The organism is Kitasatospora sp. NPDC127121 (genome assembly GCF_042677305.1).
Taxonomy (GTDB): Bacteria; Actinomycetota; Actinomycetes; order Streptomycetales; family Streptomycetaceae; genus Kitasatospora.
On the sequence record NZ_JBHXTQ010000010.1, the window covers coordinates 1 to 23,245 of the forward strand.

The 23,245-nt window shown below is 72.4% G+C and carries 24 protein-coding genes; 5 read left to right on the forward strand and 19 right to left on the reverse strand.

What is annotated here, in order from left to right; translation table 11 throughout:
- Positions 1–122: 122 nt before the first annotated feature.
- The 4 genes from ACFVHI_RS08055 to leuA all read right to left on the reverse strand — a co-directional run bounded on the left by ACFVHI_RS08055 (position 123) and on the right by leuA (position 4,637).
- On the reverse strand, positions 123–962 hold the full coding sequence (locus ACFVHI_RS08055; RefSeq protein WP_380336833.1) for an isoprenyl transferase: 840 nt from the start codon (positions 960–962) through the stop codon (positions 123–125).
- A gap of 4 nt (positions 963–966) precedes the next feature.
- Complete coding sequence (gene recO / locus ACFVHI_RS08060) at positions 967–1,713, reverse strand: DNA repair protein RecO (protein ID WP_063347510.1); 747 nt, start codon at positions 1,711–1,713, stop codon at positions 967–969.
- A 224-nt stretch (positions 1,714–1,937) separates the two neighbouring features.
- A complete protein-coding gene (locus ACFVHI_RS08065) occupies positions 1,938–2,480 on the reverse strand; it encodes a TerB family tellurite resistance protein (RefSeq protein ID WP_244293348.1) in 543 nt (180 codons plus the stop codon).
- Between the two features lie 360 nt (positions 2,481–2,840).
- Entirely contained in the window at positions 2,841–4,637 is a 1,797-nt protein-coding gene (leuA, locus tag ACFVHI_RS08070) for a 2-isopropylmalate synthase (protein ID WP_063347512.1), read from the reverse strand.
- A gap of 330 nt (positions 4,638–4,967) precedes the next feature.
- Between leuA and ACFVHI_RS08075 the strand changes: the two genes are divergently transcribed.
- Both ACFVHI_RS08075 and ACFVHI_RS08080 read left to right on the forward strand, forming a co-directional pair.
- Entirely contained in the window at positions 4,968–5,990 is a 1,023-nt protein-coding gene (locus ACFVHI_RS08075) for a M4 family metallopeptidase (RefSeq protein WP_380336837.1), read from the forward strand.
- Between the two features lie 159 nt (positions 5,991–6,149).
- Positions 6,150–6,416: a protealysin inhibitor emfourin gene (locus ACFVHI_RS08080; RefSeq protein ID WP_063351090.1), complete on the forward strand. Its 267-nt coding sequence runs from the start codon at positions 6,150–6,152 to the stop codon at positions 6,414–6,416.
- A 76-nt stretch (positions 6,417–6,492) separates the two neighbouring features.
- On the opposite strand, the gene era is transcribed toward ACFVHI_RS08080, so the two are convergent.
- The 14 genes from era to hrcA all read right to left on the reverse strand — a co-directional run bounded on the left by era (position 6,493) and on the right by hrcA (position 19,988).
- A complete protein-coding gene (gene era / locus ACFVHI_RS08085) occupies positions 6,493–7,422 on the reverse strand; it encodes a GTPase Era (RefSeq protein WP_063347514.1) in 930 nt (309 codons plus the stop codon).
- Between the two features lie 59 nt (positions 7,423–7,481).
- Positions 7,482–7,631 carry a hypothetical protein gene (locus ACFVHI_RS08090; RefSeq protein ID WP_380336842.1) on the reverse strand — a complete coding sequence of 50 codons (150 nt, stop codon included), beginning with the start codon at positions 7,629–7,631 and terminating at the stop codon, positions 7,482–7,484.
- Positions 7,632–7,791: 160 nt separating this feature from the next.
- Positions 7,792–8,145: a hypothetical protein gene (locus tag ACFVHI_RS08095; RefSeq protein ID WP_063351091.1), complete on the reverse strand. Its 354-nt coding sequence runs from the start codon at positions 8,143–8,145 to the stop codon at positions 7,792–7,794.
- Positions 8,146–8,176: 31 nt separating this feature from the next.
- On the reverse strand, positions 8,177–8,722 hold the full coding sequence (locus ACFVHI_RS08100; protein WP_063347515.1) for a DUF4383 domain-containing protein: 546 nt from the start codon (positions 8,720–8,722) through the stop codon (positions 8,177–8,179).
- A 22-nt stretch (positions 8,723–8,744) separates the two neighbouring features.
- Positions 8,745–8,981 carry a hypothetical protein gene (locus tag ACFVHI_RS08105; RefSeq protein WP_063351092.1) on the reverse strand — a complete coding sequence of 79 codons (237 nt, stop codon included), beginning with the start codon at positions 8,979–8,981 and terminating at the stop codon, positions 8,745–8,747.
- A gap of 33 nt (positions 8,982–9,014) precedes the next feature.
- Positions 9,015–10,340: a hemolysin family protein gene (locus ACFVHI_RS08110; protein WP_063347516.1), complete on the reverse strand. Its 1,326-nt coding sequence runs from the start codon at positions 10,338–10,340 to the stop codon at positions 9,015–9,017.
- Between the two features lie 19 nt (positions 10,341–10,359).
- Positions 10,360–10,854 carry an rRNA maturation RNase YbeY gene (gene ybeY / locus ACFVHI_RS08115; RefSeq protein ID WP_063347517.1) on the reverse strand — a complete coding sequence of 165 codons (495 nt, stop codon included), beginning with the start codon at positions 10,852–10,854 and terminating at the stop codon, positions 10,360–10,362.
- Between the two features lie 14 nt (positions 10,855–10,868).
- Complete coding sequence (locus ACFVHI_RS08120) at positions 10,869–11,987, reverse strand: PhoH family protein (protein WP_063347518.1); 1,119 nt, start codon at positions 11,985–11,987, stop codon at positions 10,869–10,871.
- Between the two features lie 176 nt (positions 11,988–12,163).
- On the reverse strand, positions 12,164–13,087 hold the full coding sequence (locus ACFVHI_RS08125; RefSeq protein ID WP_063347519.1) for a ribonuclease Z: 924 nt from the start codon (positions 13,085–13,087) through the stop codon (positions 12,164–12,166).
- A 5-nt stretch (positions 13,088–13,092) separates the two neighbouring features.
- Positions 13,093–13,446, reverse strand: a complete 354-nt coding sequence (locus tag ACFVHI_RS08130) for a histidine triad nucleotide-binding protein (protein WP_063347520.1) — start codon at positions 13,444–13,446, stop codon at positions 13,093–13,095.
- A 120-nt stretch (positions 13,447–13,566) separates the two neighbouring features.
- Entirely contained in the window at positions 13,567–16,803 is a 3,237-nt protein-coding gene (locus ACFVHI_RS08135) for a S41 family peptidase (RefSeq protein ID WP_063351093.1), read from the reverse strand.
- A gap of 72 nt (positions 16,804–16,875) precedes the next feature.
- Positions 16,876–17,625, reverse strand: coding sequence for a 16S rRNA (uracil(1498)-N(3))-methyltransferase (locus tag ACFVHI_RS08140; protein ID WP_063347521.1), 750 nt, complete (start codon positions 17,623–17,625; stop codon positions 16,876–16,878).
- A gap of 112 nt (positions 17,626–17,737) precedes the next feature.
- On the reverse strand, positions 17,738–18,877 hold the full coding sequence (gene dnaJ / locus ACFVHI_RS08145; RefSeq protein ID WP_063347522.1) for a molecular chaperone DnaJ: 1,140 nt from the start codon (positions 18,875–18,877) through the stop codon (positions 17,738–17,740).
- Between the two features lie 76 nt (positions 18,878–18,953).
- Complete coding sequence (gene hrcA / locus ACFVHI_RS08150; RefSeq protein ID WP_063347523.1) at positions 18,954–19,988, reverse strand: heat-inducible transcriptional repressor HrcA; 1,035 nt, start codon at positions 19,986–19,988, stop codon at positions 18,954–18,956.
- A gap of 263 nt (positions 19,989–20,251) precedes the next feature.
- Here hrcA and htpX point away from each other — a divergent pair, with 263 nt between their 5' ends.
- The 3 genes from htpX to ACFVHI_RS08165 all read left to right on the forward strand — a co-directional run bounded on the left by htpX (position 20,252) and on the right by ACFVHI_RS08165 (position 22,680).
- Positions 20,252–21,172, forward strand: a complete 921-nt coding sequence (gene htpX / locus ACFVHI_RS08155; protein ID WP_063347524.1) for a zinc metalloprotease HtpX — start codon at positions 20,252–20,254, stop codon at positions 21,170–21,172.
- Positions 21,173–21,243: 71 nt separating this feature from the next.
- A complete protein-coding gene (locus ACFVHI_RS08160; protein WP_063347525.1) occupies positions 21,244–21,828 on the forward strand; it encodes a hypothetical protein in 585 nt (194 codons plus the stop codon).
- A gap of 24 nt (positions 21,829–21,852) precedes the next feature.
- Positions 21,853–22,680, forward strand: a complete 828-nt coding sequence (locus ACFVHI_RS08165; protein ID WP_063347526.1) for a DUF3097 domain-containing protein — start codon at positions 21,853–21,855, stop codon at positions 22,678–22,680.
- Positions 22,681–22,683: 3 nt separating this feature from the next.
- On the opposite strand, the gene ACFVHI_RS08170 is transcribed toward ACFVHI_RS08165, so the two are convergent.
- A complete protein-coding gene (locus ACFVHI_RS08170; protein WP_063347527.1) occupies positions 22,684–23,238 on the reverse strand; it encodes a Uma2 family endonuclease in 555 nt (184 codons plus the stop codon).
- Positions 23,239–23,245: the final 7 nt, after the last annotated feature.

Genomic DNA, 23,245 nt, shown 5'->3' on the forward strand with positions numbered 1-23,245 from the left:
GGTCCATCTCGCCCCCCTGCGCGGTGTGCCCCACTACGGTCGCCCCGGCGGCGCCCCGGCCCGGCGACGGGCCCGTGGGAGCGATTCCCACGGGCCCTTCGCCGTACCGCCGCCGTACCGCGTCAGCGCTGGGTGGGCAGGTCCAGCGGCTCGGGCACCTCGTTCGGGATCGCCCCGCCGAAGCGGCGGTCGCGCCTCGCGTACTGCTCGCAGGCGCGCCACAGGTCGCGGCGGTCGAAGTCCGGCCAGAGCACGTCCTGGAACACGAACTCGGCGTACGCGGACTGCCAGAGCAGGAAGTTGGAGGTGCGCTGCTCGCCGCTGGGGCGCAGGAACAGGTCCACGTCCGGCATGTCCGGGTGGTACATGTACTTGGCGAGGGTCTTCTCGTTGACCTTCTTCGGGTCCAGCTTCCCGGCGGCGACGTCGGCCGCGAGGGCCGCCGCGGCGTCCGCGAGCTCGGCCCGGCCACCGTAGTTGACGCACATGTAGAGCGTGACGGCGTCGTTGTCCTTGGTCTGCTCCTCGGCGACCTGGAGCTCCTGGACGACGCTCTTCCACAGCTTGGGCATCCGGCCCGCCCAGCGGACCCGCACGCCCATCGCGTCCATCTCGTCGCGGCGGCGGTGGATGACGTCCCGGTTGAAGTTCATCAGGAACTTCACCTCGTCGGGCGAGCGCTTCCAGTTCTCGGTGGAGAACGCGTACAGCGAGATGTTCTTCACGCCGAGCTCGATCGCGCCCTTGAGGACGTCCAGCACGACGGACTCGCCGACCTTGTGGCCCTCGGTGCGGGGCAGTCCGCGCTCCTTGGCCCAGCGGCCGTTGCCGTCCATCACGATGGCGACGTGTTCGGGGACCAGCTCGCCGGGAATCTTCGGGGGCTGTGCGCCACTGGGGTGCGGGGTCGGGGGGAGGTACTCCCTCTGCTTGCCGCCGCCGAAGAGCCGTCGCGCTGCCATGTGCTCACTTCTCCACGTATCTCATCGAGCGGATGCCCCGCTCCAAATGCCACTGCAGATAGGCCGCGACCAGGCCGCTGCCCTCCCGCCAGTACCTCGGCTCGCAGGAATCGGCCGTCTGCCAGTCCCCTGACAGCAGCGCCCCGAGCAGTACCAGTGTCTCAGGGGAGGGTACGGCACATCCGGGCACTCGGCAGTCCGGGCAGAGGACCCCGCCTGCGGGAAGGGAGAAGAAACGGTTCGGCCCCTCCAGCCCGCATTTGGCGCAGTCCGTGAAGCTCGCGCCGTACCCGTTCACCGCGAGCGAGCGCAGCAGGAAGGCGTCCATCACCAGGTGCGACTCGTGCAGCCCGGCCGCCAGCGTGCGCAGGGCGCCCACCAGCAGCAGGTACTGCTGGACGGCCGGTTCGCCCTCGTTCTCGGCGAACCGCTCGGCCGTCTCCAGCATCGCCGTCCCGGCGGTGTAGCGGCCGTAGTCGGTGACGATCGAACCGCCGTACGGCGCGATCGTCTCCACCTGGGTGCACAGCGGCAACCCACGGCCGATCAGCTCACTCCCCCGGCTGAAGAACTGCACGTCCACGTGCGAGAACGGCTCCAGCCGGGCGCCGAACTTGGACTTGGTCTTGCGCACCCCGCGCGCCACCGCCCGCACCTTGCCGTGGTGCCGGGTCAGCAGGGTGATGATCCGATCGGCCTCGCCGAGCTTCTGCGCCCGCAGCACGACGCCGTCGTCCCGGAAAAGACTCATGGGAACCATTCTCCCCCACGGCGCGCCCCGGCCACCGACAGCCGTGTTGCCCGCACCGGGTCCGTGGGGGAGGACCGAGCGGTGCGGGTCACGGCGGGCCCGGAGGGGGATTTCGGGCCCGTTTTGTGGGGGATCGGAGATGGCTCGGGGGGTTGCGCGACAGGCCCGGCACCACGGGGCGGGCCCGGTACTGCAAAGGAGGTGCGCCGTCCTGCGGAGAAGGTCTAGTACGGAGCCCGGGTCGCCGCCTCCAGCAGCGCCCCGACCCGCGACTGCGGTAGATCCAGACAGCGCCCGACCGCGGCCAGCGCCTCGCGCTCCTGCGGCAGGTAGCGCCCGTCGGACAGGGCGATCGCCGCGCCCTGCAGCAGCAGCCGCTCCCGGCCCTGGTGGGCCAGGTGCGGGGCGAGCGGTTCGAGCACCGCGTGCAGTTCCACGGCCAGGCCGCCGGCCATCCCGTGGGCGTCGTAGAGTTCGCCGCCGAGCCCGGACAGCGCGGCGAGCGCGGCCAGCACCTGGGCCTCGCCGCAGTCCTCGAACCCGGCCTCGCGCACCGCCGTGCAGGCCGACTCGCGGGCCGCGCGGTGCGCGGTGCCGCCGGCCGCGAGCAGGGCGAGCGCGATGGTGTACTGCGCGTCCCGCAGCATCGCGCCGAGCCGTACGGAGGTGGGCTGTTCCAGGCTCTCGACGCCGTAGCGGCCGTGGCAGCTGGTGCACTGCACGCTGCCGATCACCGGGCCGAGCGGGGCCACCGGGGTCCCCAGCAACCGCAGCCACCGCCGGCCGTGCTGCCGGCGGTAGTTGCGGTCCCCGCCACAGCCCGGGCAGAAGAAGTCACCGAGAACGTCAGTCCGCCACCGCGGGCGAACACCCCACAACCTGGTCACGGCGCCACTCCCCAGACATGGCAGACGGCCTGCACAACAATGGGCAGGTCACGCGACCGGACACCGAGGCCGTCCCACCGACCCGGCTTTCCGGTGGATCGATGTTGCCATGGTTACCGGCACGTGTCAGTACCTCGAACGGCTTCCGACCCGAAAAAATGTGGCGCAGGACACAACTGGCCCCAGGTGCGGCGAAGGGCCGCCCCGGAGGACGGCCCTGCCACATCTCACTCGTACGAACTACCCGCGCTGTGCCCGGTTGACGGCGCTGATGATCGCCTTCAGCGAGGCCAGCACGGTGTTGGCGTCGATGCCGACGCCCCACAGCACCTTGCCGTCCACCGCGCACTCGACGTACGCGGCGGCCTGGGCGTCGCCACCCTCGCTCAGCGCGTGCTCGGCGTAGTCCAGGACGCGGACGTCCAGGCCGATCCGGGCCAGCGCGTCCGTGAAGGCGGAGACCGGGCCGTTGCCGACACCGGTCAGGGTCACCGGTACCGAGTCCACCAGCGCGCCGGCGATCAGCGCGTCCCGGCCGTCCTCGGTGGTCAGGGTGCGCGAGCCGCTCAGCGAGATCCGGCCCCACGGGTTGTCCGGGGTCGGCAGGTACTCGTCCTCGAAGACCCGCCAGATCTCGGCCGGGGTGACCTCGCCGCCCTCGGCGTCGGTCTTGGCCTGGATGATCCGGGAGAACTCGATCTGCATCCGGCGCGGCAGGTCCAGCTTGTGGTCGTTCTTCAGGACGTACGCCACACCGCCCTTGCCGGACTGGCTGTTGACCCGGATGACCGCCTCGTAGGTGCGGCCGACGTCCTTCGGGTCGATCGGCAGGTACGGCACGCCCCAGGTGTGCTCCCCCACCGGGACGCCCGCCGCCGCCGCGTCCGCCTCCAGGGCGTCGAAGCCCTTCTTGATGGCGTCCTGGTGCGAGCCGGAGAAGGAGGTGTACACCAGGTCGCCGGCGTACGGGTGGCGCGGGTGCACCTCCATCTGGTTGCAGTACTCGGCGGTGCGGCGCACCTCGTCGATGTCGGAGAAGTCGATCTGCGGGTCGATGCCCTGCGAGAACAGGTTCATGCCCAGGGTCACCAGGTCGACGTTGCCCGTCCGCTCGCCCTGGCCGAACAGGCAGCCCTCGATGCGGTCCGCGCCCGCCATGTAGGCCAGTTCGGCGGAGGCGACGGCGGTGCCGCGGTCGTTGTGCGGGTGCACCGACAGGCAGACGAACTCGCGGCGCGACAGGTTGCGCGACATCCACTCGAACTGGTCGGCCTGCACGTTCGGGGTGGCCCGCTCGATGGTGGCCGGCAGGTTCAGGATGATCTCGCGGCCCTCGCCCGGCTGCCAGACGTCCATGACCGCCTCGCAGACCTCCAGCGCGAAGTCCAGCTCGGTGTCCACGAAGATCTCCGGCGAGTACTGGTAGCCGAAGACGGTCTCCTCGCCCAGCAGCTTCTCGGCGTACTCCATCACCAGCCGGGTGCCGTCGGTGGCGATTGCCTTGGTGGCGGCCCGGTCGTTGCGGAACACCACCCGGCGGAACAGCGGCGCCGTCGCGTTGTACAGGTGGACCGTCGCGCGCGGGGCGCCGACCAGCGACTCGACGGTCTTCTCGATCAGCTCCTCGCGGGCCTGCGTCAGCACCGAGATGGTGACGTCCTCGGGGATCGCCCCCTCCTCGATCAGCGACCGCACGAAGGCGTGGTCGGTGGCGCCGGAGGACGGGAAGCCGACCTCGATCTCCTTGTAGCCCATCGCGACCAGCAGGTCGAACATCTTGCGCTTGCGGGCCGGAGACATCGGGTCGATCAGCGCCTGGTTGCCGTCCCGCAGGTCGGTGGAGAGCCAGCGCGGCGCCTTGGTGATCACCGTGCTCGGCCACGTGCGGTCCGGCAGGTCGACGGTGTCGAACGGCAGGTAGCGCCCGTACCGCATGCCGGAGGGCAGCTGGCGCACGGACGCGGCGGTGATCGGGGTGGGACGGTCGACGAAGGCGCGACCGGCGGGGATGGGCGCGGCGGAGCTCTGCTCGGTCATGGAATGACTCTCGGCTTCCTGTGATGCGTGGTGCGGGGGCGGGTCGGGGTGGTCGACACCGACTGGCCGGCAGCTGCCGCTCGCGACCCTCCGTTGGATCGCCGGATGACGCGCACAGCTCGATCCCCGCGGCGAGGGAGCCGGCCCTGTGGACTACAGGCCCTCGACGCGGCAGCTAAGAAGAAGCAGCCCGTTGCGCATGATGGCCCCAGCGTAACCCAGGGCCGCGCGCCCCCGAAGTGATCCGGGCCACCGTTCCACCCCTTGAGACACCGACCGGTCACGCCAAGAGTGGTGACAACCGGTCATCGAAGCCTCACCCTGGGCCACATGACTGCAGCAGTTCCGATCTGCGCGATCGTCCCGCCGTACGTCCTGGACCGCCTCGCCGAGGCCGGTCACGAGCCCGCCGTCCGCTCCCTCCTGCTCGACACCGCGCACCGCGCGGCCCGCCTCGCCCCTCCCCCGCCCGTCAGCACCGGCCCGACCCCCAGCCGGTTGATCGCCGACACCGCCCACAGCCAGCGGCTGCCCGGCCGGACCGTCCGCACCGAGGGCCAGGCCCCGGTCGCCGACCAGTCCGTCAACCACGCCTACGACGGCCTCGGCGACACCTTCGCCCTGTACGCCACCGTCTTCGGCCGCCGCTCGATCGACAACCGGGGGCTGCGCCTGGACGCCACCGTGCACTACGGCCAGGACTACGACAACGCCTTCTGGAACGGCCACCAGATGGTCTTCGGCGACGGCGACGGCGAGATCTTCGGCGACTTCACCGCCTGCGTCGACGTCATCGGCCACGAACTCACCCACGGTGTCACCCAGTTCACCGCCGGCCTGCAGTACCAGGACCAGCCCGGCGCGCTCAACGAGTCGGTCTCCGACGTCTTCGGCTCGCTGGTCAAGCAGTACGCGCTGCGCCAGGACGCCGCCCACGCCGACTGGCTGATCGGCGCCGGACTGCTCGCCCCCGGCATCCAGGGCGTGGCGCTGCGCTCGATGAAGGCCCCCGGCACCGCCTACGACGACCCCCGGCTCGGCAAGGACCCGCAGCCCGCGCACATGCGGGACTACGTGGACACCACCGACGACAACGGCGGCGTGCACATCAACTCCGGCATCCCCAACCACGCGTTCTACCTGCTGGCCACCGCCCTCGGCGGCCAGGCCTGGGACCGCGCCGGACGGATCTGGTACGACGCCCTGACCGGCCACCAGCTGGCCGCCGACGCCGACTTCACCGCCTTCGCCCGGGCCACCGTGGCCGCCGCCAAGGCCCGCTACCCCGACCAGTCCTCGGTCGCGGACACCGTGACGGCCTCCTGGGCGCAGGTGGGCGTCAGCCCCGGCTGAACCCTCCGGCGGCCCCTCCGGCGGCCCCCCGGCAGCCACGATGAAGGCCCCGGCGACGGCCCCGGCCGAGGACCGATTGAGACCAGGTTGAGCCGGGCTTAAGGTCACGGTCCGGGAAAAGACCGGCAAACTCCCTCCCCTGGTAGCACCATGGACACCATGCGTATCCAGGTGACCCGGACCGGCGGCTTCGCGGGGATCGTCCGCCATGCGGAACTCGACACCGTCGACCGCACGGACGCCCCGCACGTCCACGCGCTCGCCCGCGAGGCCGTCGCGGGCGGGCTGCGGGCGCCCTCGTACGGGGTGCCGGACGGCTTCCACTACGAGATCACCGTCGACGGCCGGACGGTCTACTGCGCCGACCCGAAGCTCACCGACTCGCAGCGCGAACTGGTGTCGCTGGTCCTGCGCGAGGGCGCGTAGCCCCACCGGCCCCCGGACACGCCGAAGGCCCGCCCGATCGATCAGATCCGGGCGGGCCTTCGCTGGGAGCCGGGGCTCAGAAGCCGAGCTTGCGCAGCTGCTTCGGGTCGCGCTGCCAGTCCTTGGCCACCTTGACGTGCAGGTCCAGGAAGACCGGCGTGCCGAGCAGCGCCTCGATGTGCTTGCGGGCGGTGGTGCCGACGTGCTTGAGCCGCGCGCCCTTGGCGCCGATGACGATCGCCTTCTGGCTCTGCCGCTCGATGTAGACGTTGGCGTGGATGTCCAGCAGCGGGCGGTCCGCCGGGCGGCCCTCGCGCGGGAGCATCTCCTCGACCACGACGGCCAGCGAGTGCGGCAGCTCGTCCCGGACGCCCTCCAGGGCGGCCTCGCGGATCAGCTCCGCGACCATGATCTGCTCGGGCTCGTCGGTGAGGTCGCCGTCCGGGTAGAGCGGCATGCCCTCCGGCAGCAGCTTGGTGATCAGGTCGCCGACCAGTTCCACCTGCTTGTCGCCGACGGCCGAGACCGGGATGATCTCGGCCCACTCGATGCCCAGTTCCTCACCGAGCTGGTGGATGGCGATCAGCTGCTCGGCGAGCCGCTTGGAGTCGACCAGGTCGGTCTTGGTGACGATGGCGACCTTGGGGGTCTTCTTGACCTCGGCGAGTTCCTTGGCGATGAACTTGTCGCCGGGGCCGAGCTTCTGGTCGGCGGGCAGGCAGAAGCCGATCACGTCGACCTCGGCCCAGGTGCTGCGGACCAGGTCGTTGAGGCGCTCGCCGAGCAGGGTGCGCGGCTTGTGCAGGCCGGGGGTGTCGACCAGGACGAGCTGGGAGTCCGGGCGGTGCACGATGCCGCGCACGGTGTGCCGGGTGGTCTGCGGGCGGTCGGAGGTGATCGCGACCTTCGTCCCCACCAGAGCGTTGGTCAGGGTCGACTTGCCCGCGTTGGGTCGGCCGACGAAGCACGCGAAGCCGGAGCGGTACGAGGAGGAAGGGGCACTCATGTGCTCCATTCTCCCTGATCACCGGAGTCGCGCTGCCCGGGCCCGCCCGCACCGCCCGATCAGCCCTTGCGACCGCCCCGCGAAACCACCGACATCACCACCAACAGGACCAGGAAGGCGACCGAACCCCAGAGCCAATACGGCGAGCCGGTCTCCTGCCACTTGCCCATCCCCATCACGAACAGCAGCAGCCCGGCGAAGAACGCCACCGCCCCCATGTGCCCAGCCCCCTCACCGAGTTCACTCCCCGGTGAGACTATCCGCTCGGTTCGGGCAGGTGTTCGCCAGGCCGCCGCCATCGCCCGCCGCGGCAGGCCACAGTGGGCCCTGAGCAGGCCCCGGCGGGCCTCAAGCAGCCCTCGGCAGCCCTCAGCGGGCCTCGGCCGCCACCCGCAGCGTCCCGTCCACACCGGCCAGCAGCACGGGCGTCCCGGCCCCGCCGAGGTCCCGGACGGCCGCCAGGTCGGCCTCGGCCGGCTGCTCCGCCTCGCTCACCACGGCCGCCGCCTCCAGCGACTTCGCACCGCTGGCCACCGCCATCGCCACCGCCGTCTGCAGCGCGCTCAGCCGCAGCGACTCCAGCGCGACCGTCCCGGCCACGTACGTCCGGCCGGTCTCGTCACGCACCGCGGCCCCCTCGGCGACGCCGTTGCGGGCGCGGGCCGAGCGGGCCAGGGTGATGATCTTCTTGTCTTCGGGGTCGAGCTCGACGATGTCACTCATGCCGCCGAGCATAGGCGGCCCCCGCGGCCGCTCAGTGGCCGACCGGGTGGGTCGGACCGGGGTTCGGGTTGAGGACCTTGACGAAGGTCTTCGGCCCGGACGGCCGCGCCGTCTCGTGCTCCGTGCGCTCGCGCCAGAACGGGTTGTCGTGCGGCAGGTGACTGCTCACCCGGCCGTACATCCCGAAGGTCGTCAGGATCACCCCGAAGATGAAGGCGAACAGCACGTTCGACATCCGGAAGTTCAGGATGTTGGCGTCCGGCCGCCCGAGCACCGCCAGGCCGTAGAAGCCGGACAGGACGAACAGCACGCCGACCACCATGTTCAGGTTGGACGCGAAGTTGCCGCCGACCACCGCCCCCGCCACCAGGATCGCGCCCGCCACGATGGACAGGATGCTCAGCGCCCCGTTGGTCGACAGCCCGGTGATCCGGTCACCGTGGGTGGCGAGGAAGCCCGGGTGATCGGCCAGCCCCAGGCACCCGAACACGATCAGGAAGATCCCCCCGAGCCCCGCCCCGATCCGCCACACCGTGGCGAGCCGGCTGTTCACGGGCAGTTCGTCTTGCAGCTTCATGGCGACCTCCACCAGACACGCCCTAGCTGTAGGGATGGCTCCCCTGCATGTGCGGCACCTCGTGCATGTAGAGCGAACCGCACTGCTGGCAGCAGCGCAGCCCGGTGCCCCACTCCTGCTCGGGCCTCGTCTCGGCGTCGTCGGCCAGGCTGCGGCCGCAGAGCGCCGTCGCGGGGTCGCCGTCGCGCACCACGTGCCAGACCTTGACCCCGCCGGTCGCACCCTGCGGGCCGTACTCCGCGCGAAGTTGATGCGTCATGCTGTCCATGGTCGCTCCGCCGGGGCGCGACCGCTACTCGCCGGGCTCCGCCCCGGCCTCCGCGGCCTTGCGGACCGGGGTCGCGACCATCGAGCCGATCCGGTTGCGGCGCCCGGCCGAGGACTCGGCGGTCAGCAGGATGCCGGTCAGCCCGGTGCCGGCGGGCTCGGGCAGCGGGATCTCGCAGGCCGAGCCGGGGATCGGCACCCGGCCGAGGTGCTTGGCCAGCAGGCCGCCGACGGTCTCGACGTCCTCGTCCTCCAGCTCGATGCCGAACAGCTCGCCCAGGTCCTCCACCAGCAGCCGGGCGGTGATCCGGTACGAGCCGTCGCCGAGGTCCTCCACCGGCGCGATCTCCCGGTCGTACTCGTCGGTGATCTCGCCGACGATCTCCTCCAGGACGTCCTCGATGGTGACCAGGCCGGCCGTGCCGCCGTACTCGTCGATCACGATCGCCACGTGCGAGCGGCGCTGCTGCATCTCGCGCAGCAGGTCGCCGGCCGGCTTGGAGTCCGGCACGAAGACGGCCGGGCGCATCACCGCGCCGACCTCCTCGGACTCCGCCTCCCGGTTGATGTGGGTGCGCCGGACCAGGTCCTTCAGGTAGACGATGCCGACCACGTCGTCCTCGCTGTCCCCGACCACGGGGATCCGCGAGAAGCCCGAGCGCAGCGCCAGGGTGAGCGCCTGCCGGACGGTCTTGTGCCGCTCGATCATCACCAGGTCGGTGCGCGGCACCATCACCTCGCGGACGATGGTGTCGCCCAGCTCGAAGACCGAGTGCACCATCCGGCGCTCCTCGTCCTCGATCAGGTCGTCCTTCTCGGCGAGGTCGACCAGCGCCCGCAGTTCGGCCTCGGAGGCGAACGGCCCCTCCCGGTAGCCCTTGCCCGGGGTCAGCGCGTTGCCGAGCAGGATCAGCAGCCGCGGGATCGGGCCGAGCACCGCGGCCAGCGGCAGCAGCACGAAGGAGGCGGCGGTCGCGGTGGTGAGCGGGTGCTGGCGCCCGATCGTGCGCGGCGAGACCCCCACCGCGACGAAGGACACCAGCACCATCACGCCGAACGCCAGCAGCACGGCCTGCCAGATCGGCTCCACGTTGCGCACGCACACCACGGTGACCAGGACGGCCGCCGCCATCTCGCTGGCCACCCGGATCAGGGTCGCCAGGTTGAGGTAGCGGATCGGGTCGGAGGCGACGGTCAGCAGCCGGGCCGAGCCGCGCCGCCCGGCCCGCACGGCCTCCTCCGCCCGGAACCGGGAGACCCGGGAGATGCCCGCCTCGGCGCACGCGGCCAGCCAGCCGAGGACGACGAGGAGCACGGCACCGAGGATGAAGCTCGTACTTTCACCACTCACAGGGGTTCGGGCTCCGCGCTCAGTGGGTGGTGGGGGCCGGGGAGAGACCACCGAGGCCCCGGCCCGCCCGCCAGTCGTCCAGAATGCGCTTCTGGAGGGCGAACATCTCCTCCTCCTCCTCGGGCTCCTCGTGGTCGTACCCGAGGACGTGCAGCACCCCGTGGACGGTGAGCAGTTGGAGCTCCTCGTCCATCGAGTGCTTGGAGGGGGCCGCCTTGCCCTGCTGCTCGGCGACCTCCGGGCAGAGCACGATGTCGCCGAGCAGGCCCTGCGGCAGCTCCTCGCCCTCCTTGCCGGGGCGCAGCTCGTCCATGGGGAAGGACATCACGTCGGTGGGGCCGGGGAGGTCCATCCACTGGATGTGCAGCTCCTCCATCGCCGCTCCGTCCACCAGGATCACGGACAGTTCGGACTGCGGGTGGATCCGCATCTTGTCCAGGGCGAAGCGGGCGACGTCGAGGATGGCTTCCTCATCGGCGTCCCAACCGGACTCGTTGGCGATGTCGATCGACATGACGGGCTGCGTACTCAGCTTTCGGTGCGATGGGACTGACGGGGTGCGCGGGAGCCGCGCCGCTGGGCCGGCTTGCGGGCGGGCGAGGGGTTCTCCTCGGCCTCCTGCTTGGCGTCCCAGCGTTCGTAGGCGTCCACGATCCGGCCGACCAGCTTGTGGCGGACCACGTCGGTGCTGGTGAGGACGGAGAAGTGGATGTCGGGCACGTCGGCCAGGATGTCCTGGACGACCTTGAGGCCGCTGCGGGTGCCGCCCGGGAGGTCGATCTGGCTGGTGTCGCCGGTGACGACCACCCGGGAGTTGAAACCGAGGCGGGTGAGGAACATCTTCATCTGCTCGGGCGAGGTGTTCTGGGCCTCGTCCAGGATGATGAAGGCGTCGTTGAGGGTGCGGCCGCGCATGTAGGCCAGCGGCGCGACCTCGATGGTGCCGGCCGCCATCAGGCGCGGGATGGAGTCCGGGTCCATCATGTCGTGCAGCGCGTCGTACAGCGGGCGCAGGTACGGGTCGATCTTCTCGTAGAGGGTGCCGGGCAGGAAGCCCAGCCGCTCCCCCGCCTCGACGGCCGGGCGGGTCAGGATGATCCGGTTGACCTCCTTGGCCTGGAGGGCCTGGACGGCCTTGGCCATCGCGAGGTAGGTCTTGCCGGTGCCGGCCGGGCCGAGGCCGAAGACGATCGTGTGCTTGTCGATCGCCTCGACGTAGCGCTGCTGGTTGAGGGTCTTGGGGCGGATCGTGCGGCCCCGGTTGGACAGGATGTTCGCGGTGAACACCTTGGACGGCGCCGGGCTGTCCGGGTCCTCCGCGGCACCGCGGAGCATGGCGATGGAGCGCTCCACGGAATCCTCCGTCAAGGGCTGGCCGGTGCGCAGCACCAGCATCATCTCGGTGAAGAGCCGCTGCACGAGGGCGACCTCGGCGCGCGCTCCGGTGGCGGTCACCTCGTTGCCGCGGACGTGGATGTCGGCGGCGGGGAAGCCCTGCTCGATCACGCGCAGCAGCGAGTCCGCCGTGCCGAGCAGGGTGACCATCGGGTGCTTCTCGGGGATGACGATCCGGGCGCTGACGCGACCGTCGTCGGCCGGTTCGGGGCGCGACTGTCCGTTCGTACGGGTCTGCGATGTGTCACTCATAGGTCGGCGCTGGGCCTGCCTCATCCCATCCGTGGTGTCGTGTGCCGATCGGTCTCTCCGGGGCACCAGGGTACGCCGCGCACGTGGTCGCCGCGGCGGGCGGCGGGGCCGCACCCGACGATGCTGCGGCAGATCGGGGAGCGGCGCGAGCGCTTTTCACGGGGTGCGGGCCGGGTTCACGGCTGGCGCCGGACGGGGACGGGCACCCGGGCGAGGTCGGCGGCGAGCACCAGCTCGCCGTCGAAGTGCTTGCGGGCGTCGGCCAGATGCTGGCCCAGGTCCGGGTAGCGCTGGGAGAAGTGGGTCAGCACCAGGGTGCGCACGCCGGCCTCGGCGGCGGCCTTGGCGGCCTGCCCGGCGGTGAGGTGGCCGTGCTCCTCGGCGAGCCGGGAGTCGGCGTCGGTGAAGGTCGACTCGGCGACCAACAGGTCGGCGCCCTCGGCGAGTTCGTACACGCCGTCGCAGAGCCGGGTGTCCATCACGAAGGCGAAGCGCTGGCCCGGCCGGGGCTCGCTGACCTCCTCCAGGGTGACCCGCCGGCCGTCCGCCTCGATCGCCCCCTCGTGCTGGAGGCGGCCGACCGCGGGGCCGAAGACGCCCAGCGCGGCGAGGCGTTCGGGCACCAGGCGGCGGCCGTCCGGCTCGGACAGCCGGTAGCCGAAGGACTCCACGGGGTGGGACAGCCGCACGGCGTCCAGCGCGAAGCGGGCGCCGGGCGCGGGCAGCGGGCCCGGCTCGTCGATCGGCCGGGGCCGCAGGACGGCCGTCTCGTGGTAGGCGGTGGCGTGCCGCAGCCGCTCGAAGTAGACCTCGCCGGAGGCCGGGAAGTAGACGTCCACCGGGTGGGGGACGCGGTCCAGGTTGATCCGCTGGATCACCCCGGCGAGGCCCAGGCAGTGGTCGCCGTGGAAGTGCGTGACGGCGATCCGGGTGATCTGGGTGGCCGAGACGCCGGCCAGCAGCATCTGCCGCTGGGTGCCCTCGCCGGGGTCGAACAGCAGGCCCTCGCCGTCCCAGCGGAGCAGGTAGCCGTTGTGGTTGCGGTGCCGGGTGGGCACCTGGCTGGCGGTGCCGAGGACGACGAGTTCGCGCTGTGACACGTAGGTCAGACCATGCTCTCGGTCATCGGCTTGCCGCCGAGCACGTGGACGTGGGCGTGGAAGACCGTCTGGCCGGCGCCGGCGCCGGTGTTGAAGATCAGCCGGTAGTCCTCGACGCCCTCGTCCCTGGCCACCGCGCCCGCCTCGGCGAGGAGTTCACCGGCGATCTCCGGCTCGGCGGCGGCCAGCGCGGCGGCGTTCGGGTAGTGGACGTGCGGGATGACCAGGACGTGCAGCGGCGCCTTGGGGGCGATGTCGCGGAAGGCGAGGACGCGCTCGGTCTTGCGCACCACGGTCGCCGGGATCTCGCCCGCAACGATCTTGCAGAACAGGCAGTCGGGCTGCGGCTCGCCGGCCATCGGCTTCTCCTCGGTTCGTGTCTGGTCTGGGGCCGTACGGGCGCAGCCTAGCGGGAAGTCGGCCGGGCCGACCTCCCGTTCGGCTGCTCTCCCGCCCGCCGGGGGCGACGGGGGCGCGCCCTACGCCCAGGGCATCGGCGGGGCCGTGCGGGGCGGGGCCGCGGCGAGCGCGGCGAGGGCGATCCGCACGCCCTCGGCCAGCTGCGGGTCCTCGCCGGCGGCCCACTGGTGCGGGGCCATCGGCACCTCGACGTCCGGGTCGACGCCGTGGTTCTCCACGCCCCAGCCGTAGTTCTCCAGCCAGTACGCGTACTTGGGCTGGGTGACGAGGGTGCCGTCGACCAGGTGGTAGCGGCTGTCGATGCCGATCACCCCGCCCCAGGTGCGGGTGCCGACCACCGGGCCGATGCCGAGCGTCTGGATGACGGCGTTGACGACGTCGCCGTCCGAGCCGGAGAACTCGTTGGCGAGCGCGACGACCGGCCCGCGCGGGGCGTCGAGGGGGTAGGGCACCGGGTGGTCGGTGTCCCGGATGGCGTTCCAGCCGACGATCCGGCGGGCGAGCTTCTCGATCACCAGCTGCGAGGTGTGGCCGCCGCGGTTCTCCCGGACGTCGACGATCACGCCGTCCCTGGCCAACTCCACGGCCAGGTCGCGGTGGATCTGGGCCCAGCCGGCCGACTGCATGTCGGGGATGTGCAGGTAGCCGAGCCGGCCGCCGGACAGCTCGCGCACCACGGCCCGCCGACCGGCCACCCAGTCGTGGTAGCGCAGCGGCTCCTCGTCGGCGATCGGGACGACCACCGGGTGGCGCCGGTCGGTGCCGTCCTTGCCGGCCACGGTCAGTTCGACCGGCTGCCCGGCGGTGCCGGCCAGCAGCGGGGCCGGGCCGGTGACCGGGTCCACCGGGCGGCCGTTGACGGCGAGGACCGCGTCGCCCGGGCGGATCGCGGCGCCGGGCGCGGCCAGCGGCGAGCGGGCCCGGGGGTCGGAGGACTCGCCGGGCAGGATGCGGGCGATCCGCCACCGGTCGCCGTCCCTGGCGAGGTCCGCGCCGAGCAGGCCCTGGCGCCGGGCGGGCTCGGTGTACCGGCCGTACGGGACGACGTAGGCGTGCGAGGTGCCGAGTTCGCCGTGCACCTCCCAGAGCAGGTCGACCAGGTCGTCGTGCGAGCCGAGGCGTTCCACGAGCGGCCGGTAGCGGTCCAGCACGCCGGCCCAGTCGACGCCGCCGAGGTCGGGGCGCCAGAAGTTGTCGCGCATCAGGCGGCCGTTCTCGGCGTACATCTGCCGCCACTCGGCGGCCGGGTCGACGGTGACCCGCAGCCGGGTCAGGTCGACGCCCACCTCGTCGTCCTCTCCGCCCGCCTTGTGCTCGGCCGGGACGATCCGCAGCTCGCTCCCGTCCAGCACGGCCACCCGGGTGCCGTCCCCGCTGACCGCGAAGCCGTCCACGCCGTGCACCAGTTGCTCGACGCGGCGCTTCTTCAGGTCGAAGCGCTCCAGCACCGGCCGGGGCCGCTCGTCCTCGGGCGAGGCCGCCTCGTCGCCGAGTTCGCCGAGCAGCGGGGCGCGGGTCCACAGCACGCCGTCCTTGGCGGCCCTGAGCGCGTCGAACCGGCCGCCCTCGACCGGGAACGGGACGATCCGGTCCGCGATGCCGTCCAGGTCGACCCTGGTCACCGGCGCGGCGTCGCCGGCGGCCTCCTCGCCGTCCGCCTTCCTGCCGCGCGGCTCGTCCTCCTCCCCGCCGAGCGGGCGCCCGGCCCGCTGCGGCCCGAACGGGGACGGCGTGTCGGCGGCCAGCGTGATCAGGTACGGGCGGCAGCCGTTGGGGAACGACAGGTCGAAGACGTGCGAGTCGTAGACCGGGTCGAAGTTGCGCACCGACAGGAACGCCAGGTAGCGGCCGTCCGCGGTGAAGGCCGGCGAGGTGTCGATGAAGCGCTCCTGGGTGACCTCGCCGACCGTCCGGGTCGCCAGGTCGGCCAGCACGATCTGGCGCAGCGAGTACGGGCCCAGCCGGTGCACCGGCCGCGACCAGGCCAGCCAGGCCGAGTCCGGGCTGAAGGCCAGCCCGCCGACCTCGCCGTCGGCGCTGCGGTCCAGCTCGTGCACGGTGCCGTCGGCGAGCGCGACCAGCAGGACCCGGCCGTCGTGCACGCCGAGCGCGGCCTGCCTGCCGTCCGGGGACACCGCCAGGGAGTTGACCCGGCCGATCCGCCCGGCGGCCAGCCGGCGGCGCTCGGCGCCCTGGGCGTCGGGGGCGAACTCCAGCGCGTCCTCGCCCTCGGCGTCGGACACCCACAGCACGCCCTGGGTGCCGTCCTCGCCCGGCACCACCCGGGCCAGCCGCCCGCGCACCCCCGGGGTCTCGTCCAGCACCCGGGCCGGGCCCTCGCGGTGGGTCAGCCAGTGCACGTCGCCGCGCACCACCACGGCGCCGGCCCGGCCGGTGCGGTCGGGGGCGGCGGACTCCAGCCAGTGCGCGGCGTGCACCGGGCGGGGGCGGCGGCCGCTGCGCGGGCCGGCCAGCCGGATGTCGAGGCGGCGGGGCGCGGCTCCCGCCAGGTCGTCCAGCAGCCAGACGTCGCCGGCCCGGTGGAACACCGCCCGGGTGCCGTCGGTGCCGGCGTTGCGGGCGTAGAAGCCGTCCGGGTCGGTGGTGTGGCGGCGCAGGTCGGAGCCGTCCGGAAGGCTGGAGTAGAGCTCGCCGACGCCCTCGTGGTCGGAGAGGAAGGCGATCCGCTCCCCCACCCACAGCGGCGAGTCGAGCTGGCCGTCCAACTCCTCGTGGACGCGGACGAATTCGTCCCGCCCGATCCACAACTTGCCCGCCCGGCCGCCCCGGTAGCGCTTCCACCAGGCCGGCTCGCGGTTGTTGACGGTGCCCAGCAGCACGCGGTCGCCGCCCGGCTCGAAGGCGAGCCCGCCGACCGGCCCGTACGGCAGCCGCACCGACTCGCCGCCGTCCAGCGGCACGGCGTGCGCCCAGCTGCGGCGCAGGGTCGCCTCACCGGCGGTGGTGAGGGCGATCGGGCGCCCGTCGGCCGTCCAGCCCCGCACCTCGGTCTGCTCGCTGCCCCAGTGGGTGAGCCGCCGGGACGGCCCGCCGTCCACCGGCACCACGTGCACCTCGGGCGCGCCGTCCCGGGTGGAGGTGAAGGCGATGTGCCGCCCGTCGGGGGCGAACCGGGGGTGCCGGACGGGCAGGTGATCGGCCGTCAGCCGCCAGGCCCGGCCACCGTCCAGCGGGGCCAGCCAGACGTCGTCCTCGGCGACGAAGGTGACCAGGTCACCGTGCAGATGGGGGTGGCGCAGGTAGGCGCCCGCAGAGGTGCTCAGGGGTTCCGTCACGCGGTCAGCGTAGGCACGCGCGCGCACGGCGCGGGCCGGTTCGGGCAGACTCCGACCGCACGGGCGGGCCGGCTACGACCAGCGGCCGGTGCGCCCCAGCAGCAGGGCGCCGGCGGCCACCCCGGCGGTGGAGGTGCGCAGCACCGAGGGGCCCAGCCGGTACGGCCCGGCGCCCGCCTCGGCGAACGCGGCCAGCTCCTCCGGGGAGACCCCGCCCTCCGGGCCGACCACCAGCACCACGTCCCCGGCCGCGGGCAGCGCGGCCAGCGCCAGCGGCTCGGCGCCCTCCTCGTGCAGCACGGCGGCGAACGCGGCCTGGGCCAGCAGCGGCGCCAGCTGCCGGGTGGTCGCCGGCTCGCGCACCTCGGGGAAGCGCAGCCGACGGGACTGCTTGCCGGCCTCCCGGGCGGTGGCCCGCCACTTGGCCAGCGCCTTGGCGCCCCGCTCGCCCTTCCACTGCGTGATGCAGCGCGAGGCGGCCCACGGGACGATCACGTCCACGCCGACCTCGGTCATGGTCTCCACCGCGAGCTCGCCGCGGTCGCCCTTGGGCAGCGCCTGGACGACGACGATCCGCGGCGCCGGCTCGGGCTCCCGGCGGACGGCGGCCACCGTGACGTCGATCGCGTCCTTGCCGAGCACCGCGGCGACCGTCCCGTCCACCCCGAGGCCCAGCCCGTCGGCGAGGGTCACCGCCTCGCCCGCCGCCAGCCGCTTCACCGCGGCCGCGTGCCGCCCCTCCGGCCCGTCGAGGCGCACCACGGAGCCGGGCGCGGCGGCGGCGATCCGCTCGGTCTCGACGACGAAGACGGGGGCGGTCATGCGGGGAACCTCCGGGGGGTGGGGCGGATCGGGAACGCGAAAGGGGCGCCGGGCAGAACCCGGCACCCCCGCGCGGACGGCCAGGGCCCGGCAAGCGGCCCCGGCCTAGGGCCTAGCGGCCGTTGAACGCGTCCTTGAGGCGCGAGAACAGGCCCTGCTGGCCCGGCGCGAACTGGCCGGACGGCCGCTCCTCGCCGCGCAGCACCGCGAGCCGGCGCAGCAGCTCCTCCTGCTCGGGGTCGAGCTTGGTGGGCGTCTGCACCTCGACATGCACTATCAGGTCGCCTCGGCCGCCGCCGCGCAGGTGCGTGATGCCGCGGCCGTGCAGCGGGATCGACTGGCCGGACTGGGTGCCGGGCCTGATGTCGAGCTCCTCCAGCCCGTCCAGGGTCTGCAGCGGCACCTGGGTGCCGAGGGACGCGGCCGTCATCGGGATGGTGACGGTGCAGTGCAGATCGTCCCCGCGCCGCTGGAAGACGGTGTGGGTGGTCTCGGCGATCTCGACGTACAGGTCGCCGGCCGGGCCGCCGCCGGGGCCGACCTCGCCCTCGCCGGCCAGCTGGATCCGGGTGCCGTTGTCGACACCGGCCGGGATCTTGACCGTCAGGGTGCGCCGGGCGCGGACCCTGCCGTCGCCGGCGCACTCCGGGCACGGGGTCGGCACGACCGTGCCGAAGCCCTGGCACTGCGGGCAGGGCCGGGAGGTCATGACCTGGCCCAGGAACGACCGGGTGACCTGGGACACCTCGCCCCTGCCGCGACACATGTCGCAGGTCTGCGCGGAGGTGCCGGGGGCCGCGCCCTCACCGCTGCACGTGGTGCAGGTGACGGCCGTGTCGACCTGGAGTTCCTTGGTGGTGCCGAAGGCGGCCTCCTCCAGGGTGATCTCCAGCCGGATCATGGCGTCCTGGCCGCGGCGGGTGCGCGAGCGCGGGCCGCGCTGGCCGGCCGCGGCGCCGAAGAAGGCGTCCATGATGTCGGAGAAGCCGAAGCCGGCCGCCCCCGCGCCGAAGCCGCCCGCGCCCCCGCCACCCGGCGAGAGCGGGTCACCGCCGAGGTCGTAGACCTGGCGCTTCTGCGGGTCGGAGAGCACCTCGTAAGCGGCGTTGATCTCCTTGAACCGCTCCTGCGTCTTCGGGTCCGGGTTGACGTCCGGGTGCAGTTCGCGTGCCAGGCGTCGGAAGGCCTTCTTGATCTCGTCCTGCCCCGCATCCCGTCGGACGCCGAGTACCGCGTAGTAGTCCGTGGCCACCAAATGCTCCGCTTGTTCCGCCTGTAGTAGTGCTGCGACTGGACACCGCCGTCAGAGGTTCCGACGGCGGCCTGTGCTACGACTCGGCCAGGATCTGGCCCACGTACCGCGCCACCGCACGCACCGCCCCCATTGTGCCCGGATAGTCCATCCGGGTCGGACCGATCACACCCAGTTTGGCCACGCTCTCGTCGCCCGAACCGTAACCGACCGACACCACCGAGGTGGAATTCAGCCCCTCGTAGGCGATCTCCCGCCCGATCCGGACCGTCATCGCGGCGTCCGCCGTCTCACCCAGGAGACGGAGCAGGACGACCTGCTCCTCCAGGGCTTCCAGCACCGGCTGGATGGTCAGGGGGAAGTCGTGCCCGAAGCGGGTCAGGTTGGCCGTGCCGGCCAGCATGATCCGCTCCTCGTTCTGCTCGGCGAGCGCTTCGAACAGCGTCGCCAGGACCGTGCTGACGGTCGGGCGGTCCGGCGGCTCGAAACCTGCCGGGAGCTCCTCCAGGAACCCCGGCACGTCCGGCAGCCGCTGGCCGACGGCCCGCGCGTTGATCCGGGCCCGCAGGTCCGCCAGGACCGTCTCGCCGACCGGGCCCGGGCAGTCGACCATCCGCTGCTCGACCCGGCCGGTGTTGGTGATCAGGACCAGCATCACCTTGGTCGGTGCCAGCGCCACCAGCTCGATGTGCCGGACGGTGGACCGCGACAGCGAGGGGTACTGCACCACCGCGACCTGCCGGGTGAGCTGGGCGAGCAGCCGCACCGTCCGCATGACCACGTCGTCCAGGTCGACGGCGCCGTCCAGGAAGTGCCGGATCGCCCGGCGCTCGGGGGCGCTCATCGGCTTGACCTCGGCGAGCTTGTCGACGAACAGGCGGTACCCCTTGTCGGTGGGGATGCGCCCGGCGCTGGTGTGCGGCTGGTGGATGTAACCCTCCTCCTCCAGCGCCGCCATGTCGTTGCGCACGGTCGCCGGGGAGACTCCGAGGTTGTGCCGCTCCACCAGGGCCTTGGAGCCGACCGGCTCCTCGGTGCCCACATAGTCCTGGACGATCGCGCGGAGCACGGCGAGCTTGCGGTCGTCCAGCTGGCGAACCTCACCGGCCATGGGGCACACACCTCCGTCTTCGCACGTTGTCCGTTCGTGTCACGCATGCTGCTGCCCGCTCCGGGAGGATCCCGGCTCCGGCACCCGCTTTGGCACTCTGAACCTGCGAGTGCCAAAACCGTACCTGCCAGTGTAAGGCCCGGGCCCAACGGCAGGAACGGCCCGGCCGGAGTGATCCTGCCCGCAGTTCCCGGCGCGGGGGTGGTGCCGCAGGGCCGTCCGGGTGGCAGCATCGAAGACGACGGCGAATGGAGGAGCAAGCAATGTCGAGCTCGGGCCAGCACACCCGTTTCGCGCCCGACCGCGGCCTGACCGGCCGCATGGTCGTGACGATGTTCGTGATCGGGCTGCTGTACGTCGGTTTCACCGGTCTGCTGATCGTGCTGCTGCGCGGCGCCTGGCCACTGATCGTCCTGATCTCCGGCGGGCTGTTCGTGGCCCAGTTCTGGTTCAGCGACAAGATCACCGAACGGGCGATGGGCGCCCACCAGGTGACCCCTGAGCAGTACCCGCAACTGCACGGCACCATCGACCGGCTCTGCGCGCTGGCCGACATGCCCAAACCCCGGGTGGCGGTCGCCGACAACGACATGCCGAACGCCTTCGCCACCGGCCGCAACCCGCAGAACGCCGTGGTGTGCGTCACCACCGGCCTGCTGCGCCGGCTGGAGCCCGAGGAACTGGAGGGCGTCCTCGCCCACGAGCTGTCCCACGTCGCCCACCGGGACGTCGCGGTGATGACCATCGCCGGCTTCCTCGGCGTCCTCGCCGGGGCCATGACCCGGATCGCCATGTACGGCGGGTTCATGGGCGGCAACCGCAACAACAACGACCAGAACGCGGCCATCGTCGCCCTGATCATCCCGCTGGTGTCGATGGTCGTCTACGCCATCAGCTTCCTGCTCACCCGGCTCCTGTCCCGCTACCGGGAACTCGCCGCCGACCGCGCCGCCGCCCAGCTCACCGGCCGGCCCAGCGCCCTCGCCTCCGCGCTCACCAAGGTCACCGGCCAGATCGCCGCCATCCCCAGCAAGGACCTGCGCCAGGCGCAGCCCTACAACGCCTTCTACTTCGCCCCCGCGCTGAGCGCCCGGGAGACCGCCTCGCAGCTGTTCTCCACCCACCCGACGCTGGAGAAGCGGCTCGCGGAGCTGGCGAAGATCTCCGAGCAGCTCGGCCGCTGAGGCCCCGGCCCCCTGCGGCCCTCCCGCCCCCCTCCTGGCTCCTCCCGACTCCCTCCCCCGAAAGGACCGCCGTGGGAATCCTGGACACCCTGTTCGGGCGCACCAAGCCCGTCAAGCCCGACCTCGACCAGCTGTTCGGCGTCCCGTCCGCCGCCCTCACCCTGGAGGCCGCGGCCGGGTTCACCCCCACCGGGCTCGGCTCGGTCTGCTTCGCCGCCGTCGAGGGCGCGGCCTTCGGCCAGGTCGAACAGCAGGTGCGGGCGCTGCTCGACGCCGACACCGAGCGCGGCGGCGTCCCGGTCGAGGCCTCCAAGGACGGCTACGGCTACTCCTGGCTGCTCGCCCGGCACACCCCCGAGGAACTGCCGGACCTGGTCAACGACCTGCACGCGGTCAACAGCGAGCTGGAGGCGAACGGCTTCGGGCCGCAGCTGCTCTGCTCGCTGGTCGGCTTCCGCAACCCGGGCGGGCAGTCGCTGGCCCTGGTCTACCTCTACAAGCGCGGCACCTTCTACCCCTTCGCCCCGATGCCCGGCGGCGGGGAGCGGCGCAACAGCCCGCTGGAGCTCCAGGTCAACGCGACGCTCGGGAACGACCTGCGGCTGGAGAAGGACCTCAGCCGCTGGTTCCCGGTCTGGGGCGCGCCGGGCCTCTGACGGTCCGTCCGTATAGTCGCTTTCATGCACAGCCGCCAGTACGGACCCGACCTGACCCCGCCGTGGAAGAAGCAGCAGCCCGCCCCGGAGGTGACCGCCGAACGGGACCTGGTGGTGGAGGAGGCCGCCACCGGCTTCTGCGGCGCGGTGGTGCGCTGCGAGAAGACCGCCGAGGGCTTCACCGTCACCCTGGAGGACCGCTTCGGCAAGCTCCGGGTGTTCCCGCTGGTGCCGCGCGGCTTCCTGCTGGAGGGCCGGACGGTCACCCTGGTGCGCCCGGCCGGCCCCGCCCCCTCCCGCACGCCGGGCCGCACCGCCTCCGGCTCGGTCGCCGTCCCCGGCGCCCGGGCCCGGGTCGCCCGCGAGTCGCGGATCTACGTCGAGGGCCGGCACGACGCCGAACTGGTCGAGCGGGTCTGGGGCGACGACCTGCGGATCGAGGGCGTGGTCGTCGAGTACCTGGAGGGCGTGGACGACCTGCCCGCGATCGTCGCCGACTTCGCCCCCGGCCCGGGCCGGCGCCTCGGCGTCCTGGTCGACCATCTGCTCCCCGGCACCAAGGAGCACCGCATCGCCGCCCAGGTCACCGGCGACGCCGTCCTGGTCGTCGGCCACCCGTACATCGACATCTGGCAGGCCGTGAAGCCCGCCTCCGTCGGCATCCCCGGCTGGCCCGCCGTCCCCCGCGGCGAGGAGTGGAAGGAGGGCGTCTGCCGCCGCCTCGGCTGGCCGGTGAACACCCCCGCCGCCTGGAAGCGGATCCTCTCCACGGTGGACAGCTACAAGGACCTGGAGCCGGAACTGCTGGGAAAGGTCGAGGAGTTGATCGACTTCGTGACGATTCCGGAGTGACTGTCAGAGCGTTCCGAACTCACCTGTGTCCAGCGTCACGCCCAGGACGTCGACCCGGACGGGGTCGCCGAACTTGAAGGGCTGCCCGACCGCGTAGTCCGGGGCGCCCGACGCGGTAGCGGTGTCGGGTTCGGTGAGCAGCAGACACTCGCCCTTGAAGGGGTCGACGATCAGATAGGCCTTGATCGTCCCGCCCGCGTACATCTCCCGCTTGACGTGGTAGTCGCGATAGGCGCTGGTCTTCGACACCACCTCGACGACCATGGTCACCGCAGGCGCCGGGACCAACCGTCCGGGGACTTCCACCGCGCCCCGCTCGATCACCACCAGATCGGGCTGCAGCTCGCTGGCCTCGTGCGCGAAGGCCAGGTCCTGGGTCTGCAACCGATGCCAGAGAGCCCTCGGGACCTGATCCACGATGCACTCGACGATGAGGTTGTGGACCAGGTCCGGCCCCGCCGTCATCACGATTTCCCCCCTGATGAGCTCGGCCTTGACGCCTTCCGGCACCTCCAGGTTCTCGAAGATCCCGGTCATCCGATCATCGATGGCGGTCATCGCACGC